This window comes from Gardnerella sp. DNF00476 (assembly GCF_049262735.1).
Lineage (GTDB): Bacteria > Actinomycetota > Actinomycetes > Actinomycetales > Bifidobacteriaceae > Bifidobacterium > Bifidobacterium vaginale.
This window is the reverse complement of the sequence record NZ_CP058401.1, coordinates 24872-40396: the sequence shown is the minus strand read 5'-3', so window position 1 is coordinate 40396 and position 15525 is coordinate 24872. Positions and strand designations below refer to the sequence as shown.

Sequence of the window (15525 nt, the reverse complement as noted above, 5' to 3'; positions counted from 1 at the left end):
TAGTAAGTGCGTAAAACGAATAATATAGAATATAAAGAGGTACTTTAAATAAATGGCGGAATTTGATTTTGCCCAAGCGTTAAATGATGTTGAAGCAAAGTATTCTTTGATTTCTAAGGCTTTAGACGTTAATTCGTTGAAGACTGCTATTGCAGATTTAGAAAAGCAGGCTTCGGAGCCTGGACTTTGGGATGATTCTGATCACGCTCAGCAAGTTACGAGTAAGCTTTCGGCAGCTCAGTCTCAATTAAAGCGTTTACAAGCCGTTGAGCAACGCATTGAAGATACTAAGACTTTGATTGAACTTGGTCAGGAAGAAGAGGATGCTGATTCTATGAGCGAGGCTCAAGAGGAGCTTGGCGCTATTGCTCACGAGTTGGACGATATGGAAGTACAAACTCTTCTTGATGGCGAATACGACGCGCGTGCAGCTGTAGTTACTATTAGATCTGGCGCTGGTGGCGTGGATGCTGCTGATTTTGCGCAAATGCTTCTTAGAATGTACTTGCGCTGGGCAGAGCGAAATGGCTACAAAACTAAGATGATGGACACGTCTTATGCGGAAGAAGCTGGTATTAAATCTGCGACTTTCCAAGTGGATGCTCCATACGCGTATGGTCGTCTTTCTGTAGAAGGCGGAACTCACAGAATGGTTCGTATTTCGCCATTCGATAATCAAGGCAGGCGTCAAACTGGATTTAGTGCCGTGGAAGTAATCCCACTTGTTGAAGCTACGGATCATATTGATATTCCAGATTCAGATATTCGTGTAGATACTTTCCAAGCGTCTGGACCTGGCGGACAAGGCGTAAACACTACGTATTCTGCTGTTCGCATTACGCATTTGCCTACTGGTTTGGTTGTTTCTATGCAAGATGAGCGCAGCCAGATTCAGAACCGTGCTGCTGCAATGGCAGTTTTGCAATCGCGTTTGCTTGTGTTAAAACATGCGGAAGAAGCTGCTAAAAAGAAGGAGCTTGCTGGAGATATTAAGGCAAGTTGGGGAGATCAGATGCGCTCCTATGTTCTTCACCCATACCAGATGGTAAAAGATTTGCGCACAGGCTACGAAACTTCGCAAACTCAGGCTGTTTTCGATGGAGATATTGACGGTTTCATTGAAGCTGGCATTCGCTGGAGGCACGAGCAGCGAGTTGCTGCAAAGCGCGGATAATTGCGTCTAGGTTGTTTTGACTTAGCGTAAAGCGCCTAAAATCAAAAACAATCTATAAGATAGTAAAAAGTAAAGAATATCGTTCAATAGTTCGTAAAGGAAAATGCAGATATGTCTCTGATTTCGCTAGAACATGTGTCGAAGATTTATCCTAAGGGCACGCGCCCCGCTTTGGACGATATTTCTTTAGACGTTAATCGCGGCGACTTTGTGTTTCTTGTTGGTGCTTCCGGGTCCGGTAAAACAACGCTTTTGAGCTTGCTTTTGCGAGAAGAAGAAGCCACAAAAGGCGAGATTCACGTTGCTGGCAACGACTTGAGACGCCTTGTAAATCGCCAGGTTCCGCAGTATAGAAGGTCGCTCGGCTTTATTTTTCAGGATTATAAGCTGCTTAATAATAAAACTGTGTATCAAAATGTGGCTTTTGCACTAGAGGTTATTGGCACAAGCCGCTCTACGATTAAGTCGCTTGTTCCGCGAGTTTTGGAAACAGTTGGTTTAACTGGCAAGGAGAATAATTATCCGCACGAGCTTTCGGGTGGTGAGGCTCAGCGAGTTGCGATTGCTCGCGCGTACGTTAATCATCCGCAAATTCTTCTTGCAGACGAGCCTACTGGAAACTTGGATCCTACAACTTCGCTTGGAATTATGGAAGTTTTGGACGCCATTAATCGCACGGGTACTACGATTGTTATGGCTACGCACAATGAGGAAATTGTTAACTCTATGCGAAAGCGCGTTGTGGAGCTTCATTCTGGTCATATTGTGCGAGATGAGCGCGAGGGTTCTTACGATTCTGCGCTTTACTTCCCAGACGCAGATGTTGAGCAAAAGTCGAAAGCTCAACAAGCTGTAGAAGGAGACTCCATTAGTGCGGCTGTTGCTGATTCTAAGGGCGATTCTAAGAGCGAATCAAATGGCGGTTCAAATGGCGAATCTAGCTCAAATGCTAATAGTCAATCGCCTATAAATGCAAATGGTTTTGATGAGTCGCAAGAAAATTATCGTTTTATGTCTAAACGTGCAAAGCGTGCAGTTCAAGCAAAAAAGGCAATGGATGCTGTTGCTCAAACTTTGCAAAATGGGTCTGATTCTAATGAGGGCATTGCTCGACTTGCGCAATCAGTTCATTCTGGTAGAACGGGTAGATATGGCGAAGTTTTTCAGCCTTTAGAAACAACTATGACTTGGGGGCGTGGGCTTTCGATTCCGCCTGCTCCTCCTGCAAAAAAGTTAGAAGATAAGGGTGATGCCAGTAGCGTTGACGAGTCGAATGAAACAAGCTCTAATAGCAAAGCTAGCGATAGTGAAGCGAATAAAACAGAAATAAATAAAACAGAAGTAAATAAAAGCGAAGCGAATAAAACAGAAGTGAATAATAGCGAAAATCTTAAGAACGAAGGAGACGAGTAATGCGATTGCGATTCATATTCTCCGAAACGTGGATTAGTTTACGCAGAAACGTTTCTATGATTATTTCGGTAATGCTCGTTACCTTCATATCGTTCTTGTTTATAGGCGCATCTGTTCTTATGCAAGCACAAATCACAAAAGCTAAGGGCGATTGGTATGACAAAGTAGAAGTGGTTGCGTGGCTTTGCCCAGATGGTACAAGTCAGTCAGCATCTTGCGCTTCTGGAAAAGCTCCAACAAAGAGCGAAATCGTAAAGTTAGAAAACATTATTAACCAAGAACTTGGCTCAGATGTTTCAAACATAACTTACGTTAGCAGAAGTGAGTTTTACAAGAACACTTTTCTTAAGCAATATCCTAATGGCTTATATCAAGGCCGCACTTTAACAGCTGCAGATATGCAAGATTCCTTGCGACTAAAGCTTACAAATCCAACAAAATATCAAGTTGTTTCCGAAGTTCTTTCTGGGCGTGAAGGCGTAGAAGAAGTTGTGGATCAAAGGCAGATTTTTGACCCCGTGTTTAGTGTTTTGAATCACGCAACAGCTGTGACTATTGTGCTTGCTGCAGTTATGGTTGTTGTAGCGATTATGCTTACAGGCACTACGATTCGCATGTCTGCGGCTTCTAGAAAGCAAGAGACGGAGATTATGCGACTTGTTGGTGCTTCTAATTGGACTATTCGCATGCCGTTTATTTTAGAGGGAGCGTTTGCCTCTCTTATAGGCTCTTTGCTATCGGGTTGCGCGCTAAGTGTTGTTGTTAAAGTGTTTATTACGGATTGGCTCGCACAAAACGTTCGTTGGATGCCGTTTGTTAATCAAGCAACTGTTTGGATGACTGTTCCAGCGTTGGTTATTGGAGCTGTTTTGCTTTCAATAATCGCCTCTGCGTTTGCTTTGAGGCGATATTTGCAAGCGTAAATTGTCTTAAATATAAATATAAATGATATAAAACTTAAGATTGGTTTGAAACGCTTACGGTTAATAAGATTTTTAATGTATAATTCGCATTAGTGCTTGTAAAGGTTGAAAGGAAAGCAAGTTGGGTAGAAAGTTTGAAAGCAAAGGATGCTATTTTTACTATTCTAAACGCGTTGTTACTAGCGTGATTGCGCTAGGCGTTCTTATGCTTTCTGCATTTACTATTCTACTTGCGTATACTCCTTTGCGTGCGAATGCTGTAACAATGCAAGATTACAACAGAAAAGTGCAAAGTAATGCGGCTCTTAGAAAGCAATTGGCTGGAGTTAGTAAGCAGCTTGCAGATAAGATTTTAGAGCTTAATGATATTAACGAGCATCAAATTCCAAACCAGATTCGAGCAGCTCAACAGGCTCAAGATCAAGCGCAACAAGCAATGAGTCTTGTTGAATCAACAAATCAACGTTTGCAATCTGCTCAAAAAGATAAGCGCGATTTGGAAGAAAAGATTAAAAAAACTGGCGAAGATTTTGACGACGCAAAGGCTGCTGTGGCTCAGCTTGCGCGAAAAAGTTTCCACGGTTCAAACGCTTCTAATGTAATGGCTATGGTAACCAATTCAACAACTACCGAGCAATTTGTTGGAAAACTTCAATCGGAAGCTGCTGTTGTTCGTAGTGAGGCGAATGCTGCTAACGATGCTGCTGTTACTTTGAACAACTCAATGAATAGGCGTCAGCGTTTGGCTGCTATAGAAGATGAGATTCAAAAATTAAAGCAACAGGCTCAAGATCAAGCGCAAAGCGCGCAAGCTGCAGCAAAAGCTGCTGTAGATAAGCAGCGTTCTTTGCAAAATCTGCGAGACCAGGGAAGTGTTCTTAGAAAGCAGTTGGAAAGTCAAAAGAACAGTCTTACGTCTCGTACTGCTCGTGAGGCTGCAGAAATCGTTGCGTTAAAGTCTCAAATCGACGCTCAAGCTAGGGCTTTGGCTGCGTCTGCTGCAGCTCGCATGAATCCAAATGCTAATCGCCAACAAATGCGTGGTGGTGGCTGGAGTGCGCCTTATTTGCCTGCGTTGCCTCTTTCTAATGGTGCTGCAAGTGGTATGAATTACTCAGTTCCTGGCAATTGCCCTGCTGGTTCTGGTAATTGCTACGGACATAATACTGGTAATACTGCTGGAGGTTCTGCATACCCTGCTCGCCAGTGCACGCTTTGGGCATATTTGCGTAGGTCGCAGCTTGGTTTGCCTGTTGGATCATTTATGGGAAACGGCGCAGAGTGGGCAAATTCTGGGCGCAGACTCGGTTATCTTGTAAATCGCACTCCACACGTTGGTGCCGTTATGGTGTTTTCTAGAGGTGCTGCTGGGTCCGACCCTACGTACGGCCATGTTGCTGTTGTTGAGCGTGTAAATTCCGATGGCTCCGTGCTTATATCCGAAGGCGGTGTTGGGTTTGCAACTTTCCCGTCTTATAGGACTATCAGCAATGCTGGAAACTATGAGTACGTTCACTATTAATTTTTAATTTTTATGATTTGATTTAGGTATGACTCGATTTAGGTTGGTGTAGTTTGGATAAGAAACCTGGTTCAGATGGTACTTTAACTGTTGCAAGGAATAAGAAAGCTAATCACGACTATGCGATTGAAGATTGCTACGAAGCAGGTATTGCGCTTACTGGAACCGAAGTTAAGTCTTTGCGAGAAGGTCGAGCTTCTTTAGCTGAAGCGTTTGTAAATATTGATAGGCGTGGTGAGATTTGGCTAGAAGGCGCGAATATTCCCGAATACTTAAATGGGACGTGGAATAATCATGCGCCAAAACGCAAGCGTAAGCTGCTTCTTCATGCTGTTCAAATTGCTAAGCTTTCTAGGCAAATTGAAGCTAAAGGTTATACCATTGTGCCTTTGAGGATTTATTTTAAAGGCAGCTACGCTAAAGTTGAGATTGCTTTGGCGCGAGGCAAAAAAGAGTACGATAAGCGGCAGGCTTTGCGCGAAGAACAAGATAAGCGCGAGGCATTGCGCGCTATGCGATACAAGAATATGCAATCTAGGTGATTTGCTGTTTTTTATTTCTTGCTTACTGTTGCGCGAGGGTTGGGTGTTTCTTGTCTCACAACGCTCCGCCTCTTACGTGTTTTCTGGTGTTGCGGTTGTTCCGATTTGGCTTTGATTTTGTTTTTTTGAGTTGAAGTTTGTTTGTAGTGGTGGCTCATTGGATTATTTGGTATCGGCTGCCGCTCTTATACTGTTCGACCAAGAATCACCCAGCCCTCTTACGTGCTTGAACAATTACGTGGTTTTTATCACTGAGATTCTCGATTTTTCTTCTTCATTCGATGAATCACCATCAAAGATGCTGAGGTTCATCTCATTCAGTGCGAAAAATCTCGAATCTCTACCCAGCTTGGTGTAATCGTACAACTTTGTAGTAGGTCTATAAACGACACGCCGTATATTATTCATTTTTACGAATAATATACGGCTTTTTGATTTGTAATTCGTTATTTTTCGCTATTTTTCAGCATACGCGTGTATGGCAATTTATGAATATTCAGTTTTTGCATTTTAATAATCGCAATTTAGTAGCGTTATCGTGTATAGTTATGCATATCACTGTAAATTATAAGTTATTTATTCTTTAAATATTGGACAGGAGAAGAAAATGCTTAAGTCAAATAAGATTTTTAAGTCAATTAAGCCTATTGCAGCAATTGCAACTCTTGCATTGATTGGATGCACATGCGCATGCGGTCCAGCCGATTCTAAGGCAGCAGACCCAGATGTGGCACGCAGCTACGATGTAAGCAAAGTTCAAAAAGACGATGAGATTGCAAAACTTGTTCCAGAAAGCGTTGCAAAAACTGGCGAATTAACAGTTGGTGTAAACGTTAGCTATGCTCCAGCAGAGTTCTTCGCTGCAGATGGCAAAACACCAGTCGGCTACGAAATCGACTTTTCTAAAGCTTTAGCAAAATTGATGGGCTTAAAAGCGAAGATTATGCATGCTCAGTTTGATTCCATTATTCCAGCAATCGGAAGCAAATATAACGTTGGAATCTCGGGCTTTACTGTAAACGCTGAACGTATGAAGTCCGTTGATTTTGTAACGTACGCAAACGCTGGCTTATCTTTTGAAGTTCGTAAAGGAAACCCAACTAAAGTAGATCCAAAGAATCTTTGCGGCAAAAAAGTTACATTAGAAACAGGCACTGTTGGCGAGCCAATCATGGAAGAAGCTAAAAAGCAGTGCAAGGCAAATAACGATAAGCCACTAGAAATCATGAGCTTTAAGGAGCAGACCGACGCCACTACAGCATTGCTTTCTGGTCGTGCAGACGTTATGTATGCTGACACTCCTGTAGCTGGTTATGCTGCAATAAAGAACAATGGAAAGCTAGAGATTCTAGAAAGCAGCAACGACGCGGAGCCAATGGGTGCAGCTGTTAAGAAGGACGATGCTAAGATGTTAAAGCTCATTAAGGCCGCAATCGATAAGCTTATGAAGAATGGCGTTTATAACGACATTCTAAAGAAGTGGGGTGTTGAAAACGTTGCCATTAAGGAAGCACAAGTAAATCCAGAAGTCTGATCTTAAATTTGGCGTGCGTTTGTAGCTATTAGTATAGTGAAAACCGCACGCCTTATTTGTATTTAATATATTTGTACATCGCAAGTGCGTTAATTACTAGTTAATAATCCGCTAGTTATTATTCACATATGTGACAATTTAAAATGTTAATGGAGAAAATATGTTTAACAATGCGAGTAAGAAGCTTTCGCAAAATTCTGATGGTGATCGAATTCTACCAGTCAAAAAACCTGGACCAATCATAGCTGGCATAATCGTAGCTATAATTGCGTGCTCGCTGCTTTATTCTATAGTTACAAATCCGCGATTTGAGTGGAATGTTGTAGGCATATATCTAATAAGCGACAATGTTCTTACAGGCATTGCTTGGACTCTAATACTCACATTCTTGTCTATGATTATTGCAATCGTTCTTGCTATAGGATTAGCAATGATGCGTAAGTCTGTAAACCCTGTTCTTCGAGCCGTAAGCTGGTTCTTTATTTGGTTCTTTAGGGGTACTCCAGTTTATACGCAGCTAGTATTTTGGGGAATGTTTGCTGTACTTGTTCCTAAGTTGAGTATGGGCATTCCATTTACATCCGTTGAGTTTTTCTCCATTGATTCCAACGTTGTTATGACCTCTTTAAACGCTGCAGTTATTGGATTGTCCCTTAATGAGGCTGCGTATTTGTCGGAGATTGTTCGTGCTGGTTTAGAAGCTGTGGATGCTGGTCAGGTTGAGGCAGCTCAAGCTCTTGGCATGGGCAGGTCTTTGACTATGCGCAGGGTTGTTTTGCCTCAGGCTATGCGTATTATCGTTCCACCTTTGGGCAATGAGACTATCGGTATGCTTAAAACTACGTCTCTGGTTTTAGCTGTGCCTTTTACCTTAGAACTTCAGTTTGCAACAAATGCTGTAGCAAATCGTATTTATAAGCCGATTCCGTTGCTTATAGTTGCTAGCATTTGGTATTTAATTATTACGTCTATTTTGATGGTTTTTCAAGTTATGTTAGAAAAGCATTTTGGTAAAGGATTCGAAGCAAAAGACATTGTAAACAATGCTCAAATTAACTCTAATGCTGCAAAACGTGGAGATAATGCGATTAAAGCGAATAGTGACGCTGTAAAGGGTCGCAATAATGCAACAATGTTAGGTTTTAACGCATAAACATATAACGCATAAACCGCGTCAAAATTACAAATTTTATATAATCGTAATTAGATTTGAGGAAAAATGACTGATATTTTAACGGTTGATACACAAAGCCAAAATGTTACTAAAAGTGATACTCCAGCAGTAGTCATAAAGGATTTACACAAGTCCTTCGGTAATCTTCAAGTCCTTAAGGGAGTTGACATGACTGTTAATCCAGGAAGTGTAACAGTCATACTCGGTCCTTCTGGAAGTGGAAAATCAACCCTATTGCGATTGATAAATCAACTAGAAAAAATTACGTCTGGTAAAATCACAATTTATGGCGAGCGCATTGGCGTAAAAACCGTTATACATAAAGGTAAAGAAGCATTGCAAGCGTTAAACGACAAAGAAATTGCAGCGCAACGCGCAAAGCTTGGAATGGTGTTCCAACGTTTTAATTTGTTCCCACATATGACGGCTATTGAAAACGTTATGGAAGCGCCAGTTCATGTTTTACACATGGACAAAACCGCTGCACGCGATTTAGCAATTAAAGAACTTGAACGTGTTGGAATGGCAGACCGCGTAGACCATTATCCTTCTCAGCTTTCGGGTGGTCAGCAGCAGCGAGTTGCCATTGCGCGTGCGCTTGCGATGAAACCAGAAATAATGCTTTTTGACGAGCCTACGTCTGCATTAGACCCAGAACTAGTTGGTGAAGTGCTTAACGTTATGCGTGATTTAGCTAATGATGGAATGACAATGATTGTTGTAACTCACGAGATTGGCTTTGCGCGAGAAGTTGCAGATCAAGTTGTGTTCATGGATGGCGGAAAAGTTGTTGAATGTGGTACTTCAGGAATCATAGATTGCCCACAAACAGAAAGATTTAAAGATTTTCTACATCACGTTTTATAAGTGTTTTGCAAGTGTTTTGCAAGTGTTTTTCGCGTATTTTAATAAGATTTTTGCATATTTTCGACATGTGTAGAAACACGCACGCTTTATAACGTACAATAGAAAATTATGTGTGGCATTGTAGGATATGCAGGTTTTGGCACAGTTTGCTCAAAGCCTCTAGAAGTTTGCTTAAATGGGTTAGAACGCTTAGAGTATCGCGGATATGATTCATCTGGAGTAGCTCTTGCTGCTCCAGGAATGGATTCTATATGCGTACGCAAAAAAGCTGGTCGCTTAGCTGTTTTAAGAAAAGATATAGAAGCTGATCCAATGCCAGAAGCGAGTGTGGCAATAGGTCACACTCGATGGGCTACGAATGGCGCTCCTTGTGATTTAAATGCACATCCGCATGTTAGTGCCGACGGAAAAATCGCACTTATTCACAACGGTATTATTGAAAACGCTATTAGTCTTAAAGAACGAATGCAAAAAGAAGGCATAGAGTTTTCGTCTCAAACAGATACGGAAGTTGCAGCAAAAGCGCTTGGAAAAATCGCGAATCAAATAATTGAAGAAACTGGTAAGCCAGATCTTTTTGAAGCAATAAGACGAGTTGCAAAAATTCTTAAAGGAGCTTTTACTCTACTTGCAGTAGACGTTAGACAGCCTAATATTGTTGCTGCTGTTCGTCACGATTCGCCGCTTGTAGTAGGTGTTTCAAATAACGAGTATTTTCTAGGCTCCGATGTTGCTGCTTTTGTTCAATACACAGATAAAGTGCTTGAAGTTGGTCAAGATCAGGCTGTTTTAATCGGAGATATAGAAGGAAACAAAAAAGCACAGCTTCGTCTTACTGATTTTGACGGCAACGAGATTGAAAACCCTAGTTGTTTTACAGTAGACTGGGATGCTTCTGCAGTAGAAAAAGGCGGATGGGATTCCTTTATGGATAAGGAAATCCACGAAGATCCGCATGCCGTAGCTGATACTTTACGAGGACGATTCGACGCAAAAGGGAATATTATTCTTGACGAAGTTAGGATTAGTCAAGATATTTTGCGATCAATCGACAAGATAATAGTTGTAGCTTGTGGAACAGCAAGCTACGCTGGATTAGTTGCAAAATATGCGATTGAACATTGGGTGCGCGTGCCAGTAGAAGTGGAGTTGGCTCACGAATTTAGGTACAGAGACCCAATTTTAACGCATAGAACGCTTGTTGTCGCAATATCTCAATCTGGCGAAACAATGGACACGTTAATGGCGTTAAGGCACGCGCGCGAGCAGGGCAGCCGCGTGCTTGCAATATGCAACACTCAAGGCTCGAGTATTCCGCGAGAATCGGATGCTGTACTTTACACTCATGCTGGCCCAGAAATCGCAGTTGCTTCTACAAAAGCATTTGTTGCGCAAATCGTAGCAGCATACATGCTTGGGCTTTATTTGGCTCAAGTCAAGGGAACAATGTACAGAGATGAAATACAGCAAATCGTGTCCCAGCTTAAAGAAATGCCAGATAAAATACAAAACGTTTTAGATACGCAAGCTGATTCGATTATGCAAGCCGCAAAGAAAACAATAGATGCAAAATCGTTCTTGTTCCTTGGCAGGCATGTTGGCTACCCAGTTGCTTTAGAAGGCGCATTAAAGCTAAAAGAGATTGCGTACACGTTTACAGAAGGTTTTGCAGCAGGAGAGCTTAAACATGGCCCGATAGCTCTAGTAGACAAAGGCGAGCCAGTTGTTGTTATAGTGCCATCTTCTAGAGGCAGAGACGTTTTACACGCTAAAGTAATCTCGGGAATTGAAGAAGTTAAGGCTCGCGGAGCGTTTACTATTGCGGTTGCAGAAGATGGTGATCCAGACGCTGAGCGTTACGCAGATATTGTGTTCTGGCGCCCTAAATGCCCAACGTTGTTAAGTCCTTTAGTAGATGTTGTAGCATTACAACTTTTTGCTATGAATATGGCAAAGCTTAAAGGCTATGACGTTGATAAGCCTAGGAATCTTGCAAAATCTGTAACTGTAGAATAGCAGTGAATATTATGTGTGCAAGAAGCCCGCAGAAAAGTCGCAAGCAGAATTTTGGTTGTTTTGTTATGCGTAATATAAACCGTAATATAAACCGCGTTTTTGTTCGTAATATAAAGCGCGTAATTTCTGCGATTACATGCGTTTTTATTGTTGCTTTTTGTGCGTCATGCGGATCTGTTGATTCTAGAACAAAAATAACAGTATGGTCTTGGGAACCAAGCATGAAGCGGATTGCGGCAGATTTTGAGAAACAAAATCCAGATATTCGCGTTAGTGTTAAAGATACAAGCGGATACAACAATCTTAATAGCGCTATTCAAGACGGTTACGGTATGCCAGATGTTGCCCAGCTTGAATACCACGCTTTGCCACAATACGCGGTTAGCGGACAACTTTTGGATATTACAAATCGCGTTCAAGGAACTCAAACATTCTATACGCCAGGCACATGGTCTTCTGTTCAATTAGGAGGACGAGTTTATGGATTGCCAATGGATTCAGGTCCTTTAGCATGGTTTTATAATCAAGACGTATTCAACCAAGCAGGTGTGGATGTTACGCAAATTCACACCTGGAAGGATTATCTACATGCTGCAAGAAAATTAAAAAATATTGGCGTTTATATTGCTGCAGATTCTGGAGATGCAAGTTTTTACAACGCTATGATTTGGCTTGCAGGAGGAAGACCTTTTATAACTTCTCACGATGGTAAAACCGTTACAGTTCGCTTAAGTAAAGACAAAGGAACAAAAGACTTTACTAAATTTTGGCAGTCCATGATTGACGAAGATTTGGTTGATACAAGACTTGCAACTTGGACTCCAGCTTGGAAAAGTGCAGTCGGTTCTGGCAGCGTTGCATCTGTTTTTGCTGGAGCATGGATGACATCGCTTTTAATGCATGATATTCCAGGCGGAGCAGGGTTGTGGCGTGTAGCGAGAGTTCCGACTATGAATGGAAACAATGACAATGCGCAAATGGGAGGATCTGCTCTAAGCGTCCTTCAGTCTAGTCGCAAGCCTGAAGCCGCGATGCGTTTTGTGAATTTTGTATGCCATGATCAGACTGGTATTAAAGAAAGAGTTTTATCTGGAGCATTCCCAGCAGACGTTGTGACTCTTAGAGACAAAGCGTTCCTAAACAAAACAATGGTTCGTGATTCTCGCGGAATCGATGTGCCATATTTCGGAGGACAACAATTCAACCGTATTTTTGCAGATGCAGCAAATCATGTAGATACAGGCTACAAATATTTGCCGTTTGAAGTATATTCTCGTAGCGATTTTCGTTTCACAGTCGGTTTGGCCTATGATTGGAACAGAAAATCAAGAGCACGTTTAACAGTGCAGTCGATGATTGATGCAGGCATTAAACAAGACGATGGTAAGGATTTTCAACTTCCAGACGACCCTGGTCCTAAAATTAGTCTTAAAGATGGTATTAATCTTTGGAAAAAAGACTTGAAAGAATACGGGTATAATCAGGGTTTTGTTGTGCGCTAGACTTATGCACTTTAGGTCTGTAATCCAAAGGAAAAGTCGCTAGCAGCCGATCGTTCGTCTATAAATCTCGTACATTCCTTTAAAAATCAAATTTGGATCGTAATAATCAATAGTTTCAACGTCTTTTTCAAAAAGTCGTCCCAAGCCGCCTGTAGCAACAACCTTAAAAGGCTCATTTATTTCTATTTTGAATTGCTCAATCGTGCGCTCAATTCCACCCAAGAAGCTGTAATACAATCCAGCTTGCATAGCAGGACGAGTTGATTTTGCAAGAACGGATTTAGGGCGCGAAATCTCAACTTCTGGAAGCTGAGCAGTATTATCCCATAGAGCTGCAGCCGCCGCACTAATTCCCGTGCAAATAAGTCCGCAAGTAATTGCTCCGCTTTTATCAACGTAGTTATAGGTTGTAGCTGTGCCAAAATCTATAACTAATACGGGGCCGCCGTATTCGTAAAACGCGCCAACACAATCCGCTAAGCAGTCTGCTCCCAAAGAGCGTGGCTCGTCAATGCGAATATTTACGCCAGTTTTTACTCCAGGGCCTACAATCATAGGGTCGATTTGCAAAAACTTAACAATGCTTGCGCGGAACGAGTGCATAACTTTTGGGACAACCGAAGCAACAATAACATCTTCAACATCGTTTACGCTAAAACCGCTAAGATTTAAGAATTGCGTAATCATAATGCCGTATTCGTCGGAAGTGTGATTTGCTTTTGTAGTCATTCTATACGTGCCAACAATCTTGCCGTTCTCCAAGAATCCAAGCACAATATTCGTGTTTCCAATGTCTACTGCTAAAAGCATATTCGCCTCCGTTGTGTTTGTTGTGTGTTGCCAAACTTAAGTATGCGCATCTTTAGAGCAATATTACATTAATGCTAAGTCCGTTGCGTTCAATTTGATTGTTTGTGCTTGCTGCTTTAGAAAATCGCATAAAAGTGTGGCGGTGTAGCACAGTAGGTGATAAAGTCGAAAACAATGGCAGCGAGGCTAGAAAGGAAATGTAAATGATAAATCGTCATGCAATATTGCACCGACCACTTTCACAATACGCGTATTCTACGGCAGAATATTGTTTAACAATTCGCTTGCGTGCGGCAAAGAATAATCTTTGTTCATGCGTTTTGCATTACGGAAATCGCGTCGATTTGACTCCGTTAGATCAGTTCTGCACGCTGAAAATGGAAAAGATTGCAAGCGACGATTACTTTGACTACTATGAAGCAAACATAAGCAGCGATTTAGATAGAGTTTGTTATTACTTTGAGATGCAAGATGCGGATGAGCGCTTGTATTTGTACGCCGATACTATTGCGACTGATTTTCCAGACGATCGTACAGAAGTCTACCAGTTCCCATTTATTCGCCGCGAGGAGATTAGCGACGTTCCTAATTGGCTTAAAGAGGCTGTTGTTTATAACATTTTCCCAGATAGTTTTGCAGATTCTAAACGTGGCATAAGTTGCGAGGCAAAAGATTATTTTGATGAGAAAACTGGCCAAACTTTACACACTCGTTTAGGTGGAACCATTAGAGGAATAATCGAAAATCTTGATTATATTGAGGATTTGGGCTTTAATTGCTTGTATTTAAATCCTATTTTTAAAGCTGCAGAATACCATCGTTACGATCTTCTTGACTACTACCATGTTTGCCCTAATTTAGGAACGGACGACGATTTTAGGGAGCTTGTTAGCGAGGTTCATAATCGCGGCATGCACATAATTATTGACGGCGTTTTTAATCATTCTAGTTGGTATTTCTTCGCGTTTGACGATGTTGTTAAAAATGGCGAAAATTCGCGATACAAGGATTGGTTCTATGGATTAAAGTTCCCTGTTAAGCGCCCCGAAGATGGTAAGCGCCCAAGCTACACGTGTTTTGCGTATGAGCGTAAAATGCCAAAGCTCAATACTTCTAATCCCGAAGTTCGCGACTATTTTATGGACGTTTGCCGCTATTGGCTTGAAGATTTTGATGTTGACGGTTGGCGTTTGGATGTTGCGAATGAAGTTGATAAAGACTTTTGGCGTGCCTTCCGCTCTGTTGCTAAAAAGACTAAAAAAGATAGTGTGCTAATTGCTGAGATTTGGGAGAATTCTGAGCGTTGGCTACAAGGAGACATGTTTGACTCCACTATGAACTACGAATTCCGCAAAGTTTGCCGCGATTTCTTTGCTTTTGGCAAGATTAATGCGCGCGAGTTTAATAGTCGATTTGTAGATATGCTTTTAAGATACCCATTCCCGATTGTTCAAGGTCAATTGAATTTGCTTGATAGCCATGACGTTAGTCGCTTTAGAAGCTTGTGTGCTCAAAGCTCTTCGGAAGCTTGCGACTTTTCTACGGCAGATAAGCGATTCCGCTTGGCTGAGCTTTGTTTGCTTACATCTGTTGGAGCCCCAAGCGTGTTCTATGGTGATGAGCTTGGTGTAATTGGTTTTGAAGAGTGTGATTATCGAGCGCCTATGCCTTGGTCAAATCCTGTCAGCGATAATCGTGATTTATTTCGCGAACTTATAAAATTGCGTAAAAATAACGATTGCTTTATTCATGGTAATTTTAGAGTTCTTGACTATGATGAGCGCGGAAAGTTTGTGTTTGCGCGAGAAACTGACTCTAAGCGTGTTGTTGTAGCTTTAAATGCGTTTAATGAATCTAACGATTCGTTTAGTGCTTTGCCTGATTGTAAGCCGATTATTAGCTACAATTATGATGCTCAAAATCAATCTCTTGGAGCTTTTGGATACGCGATTTTTGAAGTAAAATAGCGATTTATTAGCGATTTTACTGGCGATTTAATCAATAAAAGTGGCACTTAATCAAGTTATTTAAGTGCCACTTTAATTTAC

At 41.6% G+C, this 15525-nt stretch carries 12 protein-coding genes; 11 read left to right on the top strand and 1 reads right to left on the bottom strand.

All coding sequences use genetic code 11. The features are described from left to right. Positions 1–52: 52 nt before the first annotated feature. The 10 genes from prfB (at position 53) to HXT25_RS00115 (ending at position 12667) form a co-directional block, all read left to right on the top strand. Positions 53–1174 (top strand): peptide chain release factor 2, encoded by a 1122-nt coding sequence (gene prfB, locus HXT25_RS00160; protein WP_422118543.1) that lies wholly within the window; start codon positions 53–55, stop codon positions 1172–1174. A gap of 111 nt (positions 1175–1285) precedes the next feature. Continuing rightward, complete coding sequence (ftsE, locus tag HXT25_RS00155) at positions 1286–2587, top strand: cell division ATP-binding protein FtsE (protein ID WP_020759045.1); 1302 nt, start codon at positions 1286–1288, stop codon at positions 2585–2587. After that, positions 2587–3510 (top strand): permease-like cell division protein FtsX, encoded by a 924-nt coding sequence (gene ftsX / locus HXT25_RS00150; protein ID WP_032839522.1) that lies wholly within the window; start codon positions 2587–2589, stop codon positions 3508–3510. Before ftsE ends, ftsX begins: the two co-directional genes overlap by 1 nt. A 205-nt stretch (positions 3511–3715) precedes the next feature. Next, the gene (locus HXT25_RS00145) at positions 3716–5032 is read left to right on the top strand and encodes a CHAP domain-containing protein (RefSeq protein ID WP_230472057.1); all 1317 of its coding nucleotides are present in this window, start codon (positions 3716–3718) and stop codon (positions 5030–5032) included. Between the two features lie 53 nt (positions 5033–5085). Further along, on the top strand, positions 5086–5574 hold the full coding sequence (smpB, locus tag HXT25_RS00140) for an SsrA-binding protein SmpB (protein WP_004130644.1): 489 nt from the start codon (positions 5086–5088) through the stop codon (positions 5572–5574). Between the two features lie 607 nt (positions 5575–6181). After that, positions 6182–7108 carry an ABC transporter substrate-binding protein gene (locus HXT25_RS00135; RefSeq protein ID WP_004114929.1) on the top strand — a complete coding sequence of 309 codons (927 nt, stop codon included), beginning with the start codon at positions 6182–6184 and terminating at the stop codon, positions 7106–7108. 160 nt (positions 7109–7268) lie between these two features. After that, positions 7269–8261, top strand: coding sequence for an amino acid ABC transporter permease (locus HXT25_RS00130; RefSeq protein WP_004113501.1), 993 nt, complete (start codon positions 7269–7271; stop codon positions 8259–8261). A 66-nt stretch (positions 8262–8327) separates the two neighbouring features. Further along, a complete protein-coding gene (locus HXT25_RS00125; RefSeq protein ID WP_014554542.1) occupies positions 8328–9149 on the top strand; it encodes an amino acid ABC transporter ATP-binding protein in 822 nt (273 codons plus the stop codon). A gap of 108 nt (positions 9150–9257) precedes the next feature. Beyond that, complete coding sequence (gene glmS / locus HXT25_RS00120; protein WP_422118542.1) at positions 9258–11165, top strand: glutamine--fructose-6-phosphate transaminase (isomerizing); 1908 nt, start codon at positions 9258–9260, stop codon at positions 11163–11165. A gap of 11 nt (positions 11166–11176) precedes the next feature. Next, positions 11177–12667, top strand: a complete 1491-nt coding sequence (locus tag HXT25_RS00115; RefSeq protein ID WP_075038910.1) for an ABC transporter substrate-binding protein — start codon at positions 11177–11179, stop codon at positions 12665–12667. A 39-nt stretch (positions 12668–12706) separates the two neighbouring features. Here the strand turns inward: HXT25_RS00115 and HXT25_RS00110 are convergent, their stop codons facing one another. Then, on the bottom strand, positions 12707–13477 hold the full coding sequence (locus HXT25_RS00110) for a type III pantothenate kinase (RefSeq protein ID WP_004114938.1): 771 nt from the start codon (positions 13475–13477) through the stop codon (positions 12707–12709). Between the two features lie 203 nt (positions 13478–13680). On the opposite strand from HXT25_RS00110, the gene HXT25_RS00105 reads away from it, so the two are divergent. Then, entirely contained in the window at positions 13681–15444 is a 1764-nt protein-coding gene (locus tag HXT25_RS00105; protein WP_101887954.1) for a glycoside hydrolase family 13 protein, read from the top strand. Positions 15445–15525: the final 81 nt, after the last annotated feature.

Coding starts and splice junctions, on each gene's coding strand:
- prfB (WP_422118543.1), top strand. CDS start 53: ATGGCGGAATTTGATTTTGCCCAAGCGTTAAATGATGTTGAAGCAAAG.
- ftsE (WP_020759045.1), top strand. CDS start 1,286: ATGTCTCTGATTTCGCTAGAACATGTGTCGAAGATTTATCCTAAGGGC.
- ftsX (WP_032839522.1), top strand. CDS start 2,587: ATGCGATTGCGATTCATATTCTCCGAAACGTGGATTAGTTTACGCAGA.
- HXT25_RS00145 (WP_230472057.1), top strand. CDS start 3,716: ATGCTTTCTGCATTTACTATTCTACTTGCGTATACTCCTTTGCGTGCG.
- HXT25_RS00135 (WP_004114929.1), top strand. CDS start 6,182: ATGCTTAAGTCAAATAAGATTTTTAAGTCAATTAAGCCTATTGCAGCA.
- HXT25_RS00130 (WP_004113501.1), top strand. CDS start 7,269: ATGTTTAACAATGCGAGTAAGAAGCTTTCGCAAAATTCTGATGGTGAT.
- HXT25_RS00125 (WP_014554542.1), top strand. CDS start 8,328: ATGACTGATATTTTAACGGTTGATACACAAAGCCAAAATGTTACTAAA.
- glmS (WP_422118542.1), top strand. CDS start 9,258: ATGTGTGGCATTGTAGGATATGCAGGTTTTGGCACAGTTTGCTCAAAG.
- HXT25_RS00115 (WP_075038910.1), top strand. CDS start 11,177: ATGTGTGCAAGAAGCCCGCAGAAAAGTCGCAAGCAGAATTTTGGTTGT.
- HXT25_RS00110 (WP_004114938.1), bottom strand. CDS start 13,477: ATGCTTTTAGCAGTAGACATTGGAAACACGAATATTGTGCTTGGATTC.
- HXT25_RS00105 (WP_101887954.1), top strand. CDS start 13,681: ATGATAAATCGTCATGCAATATTGCACCGACCACTTTCACAATACGCG.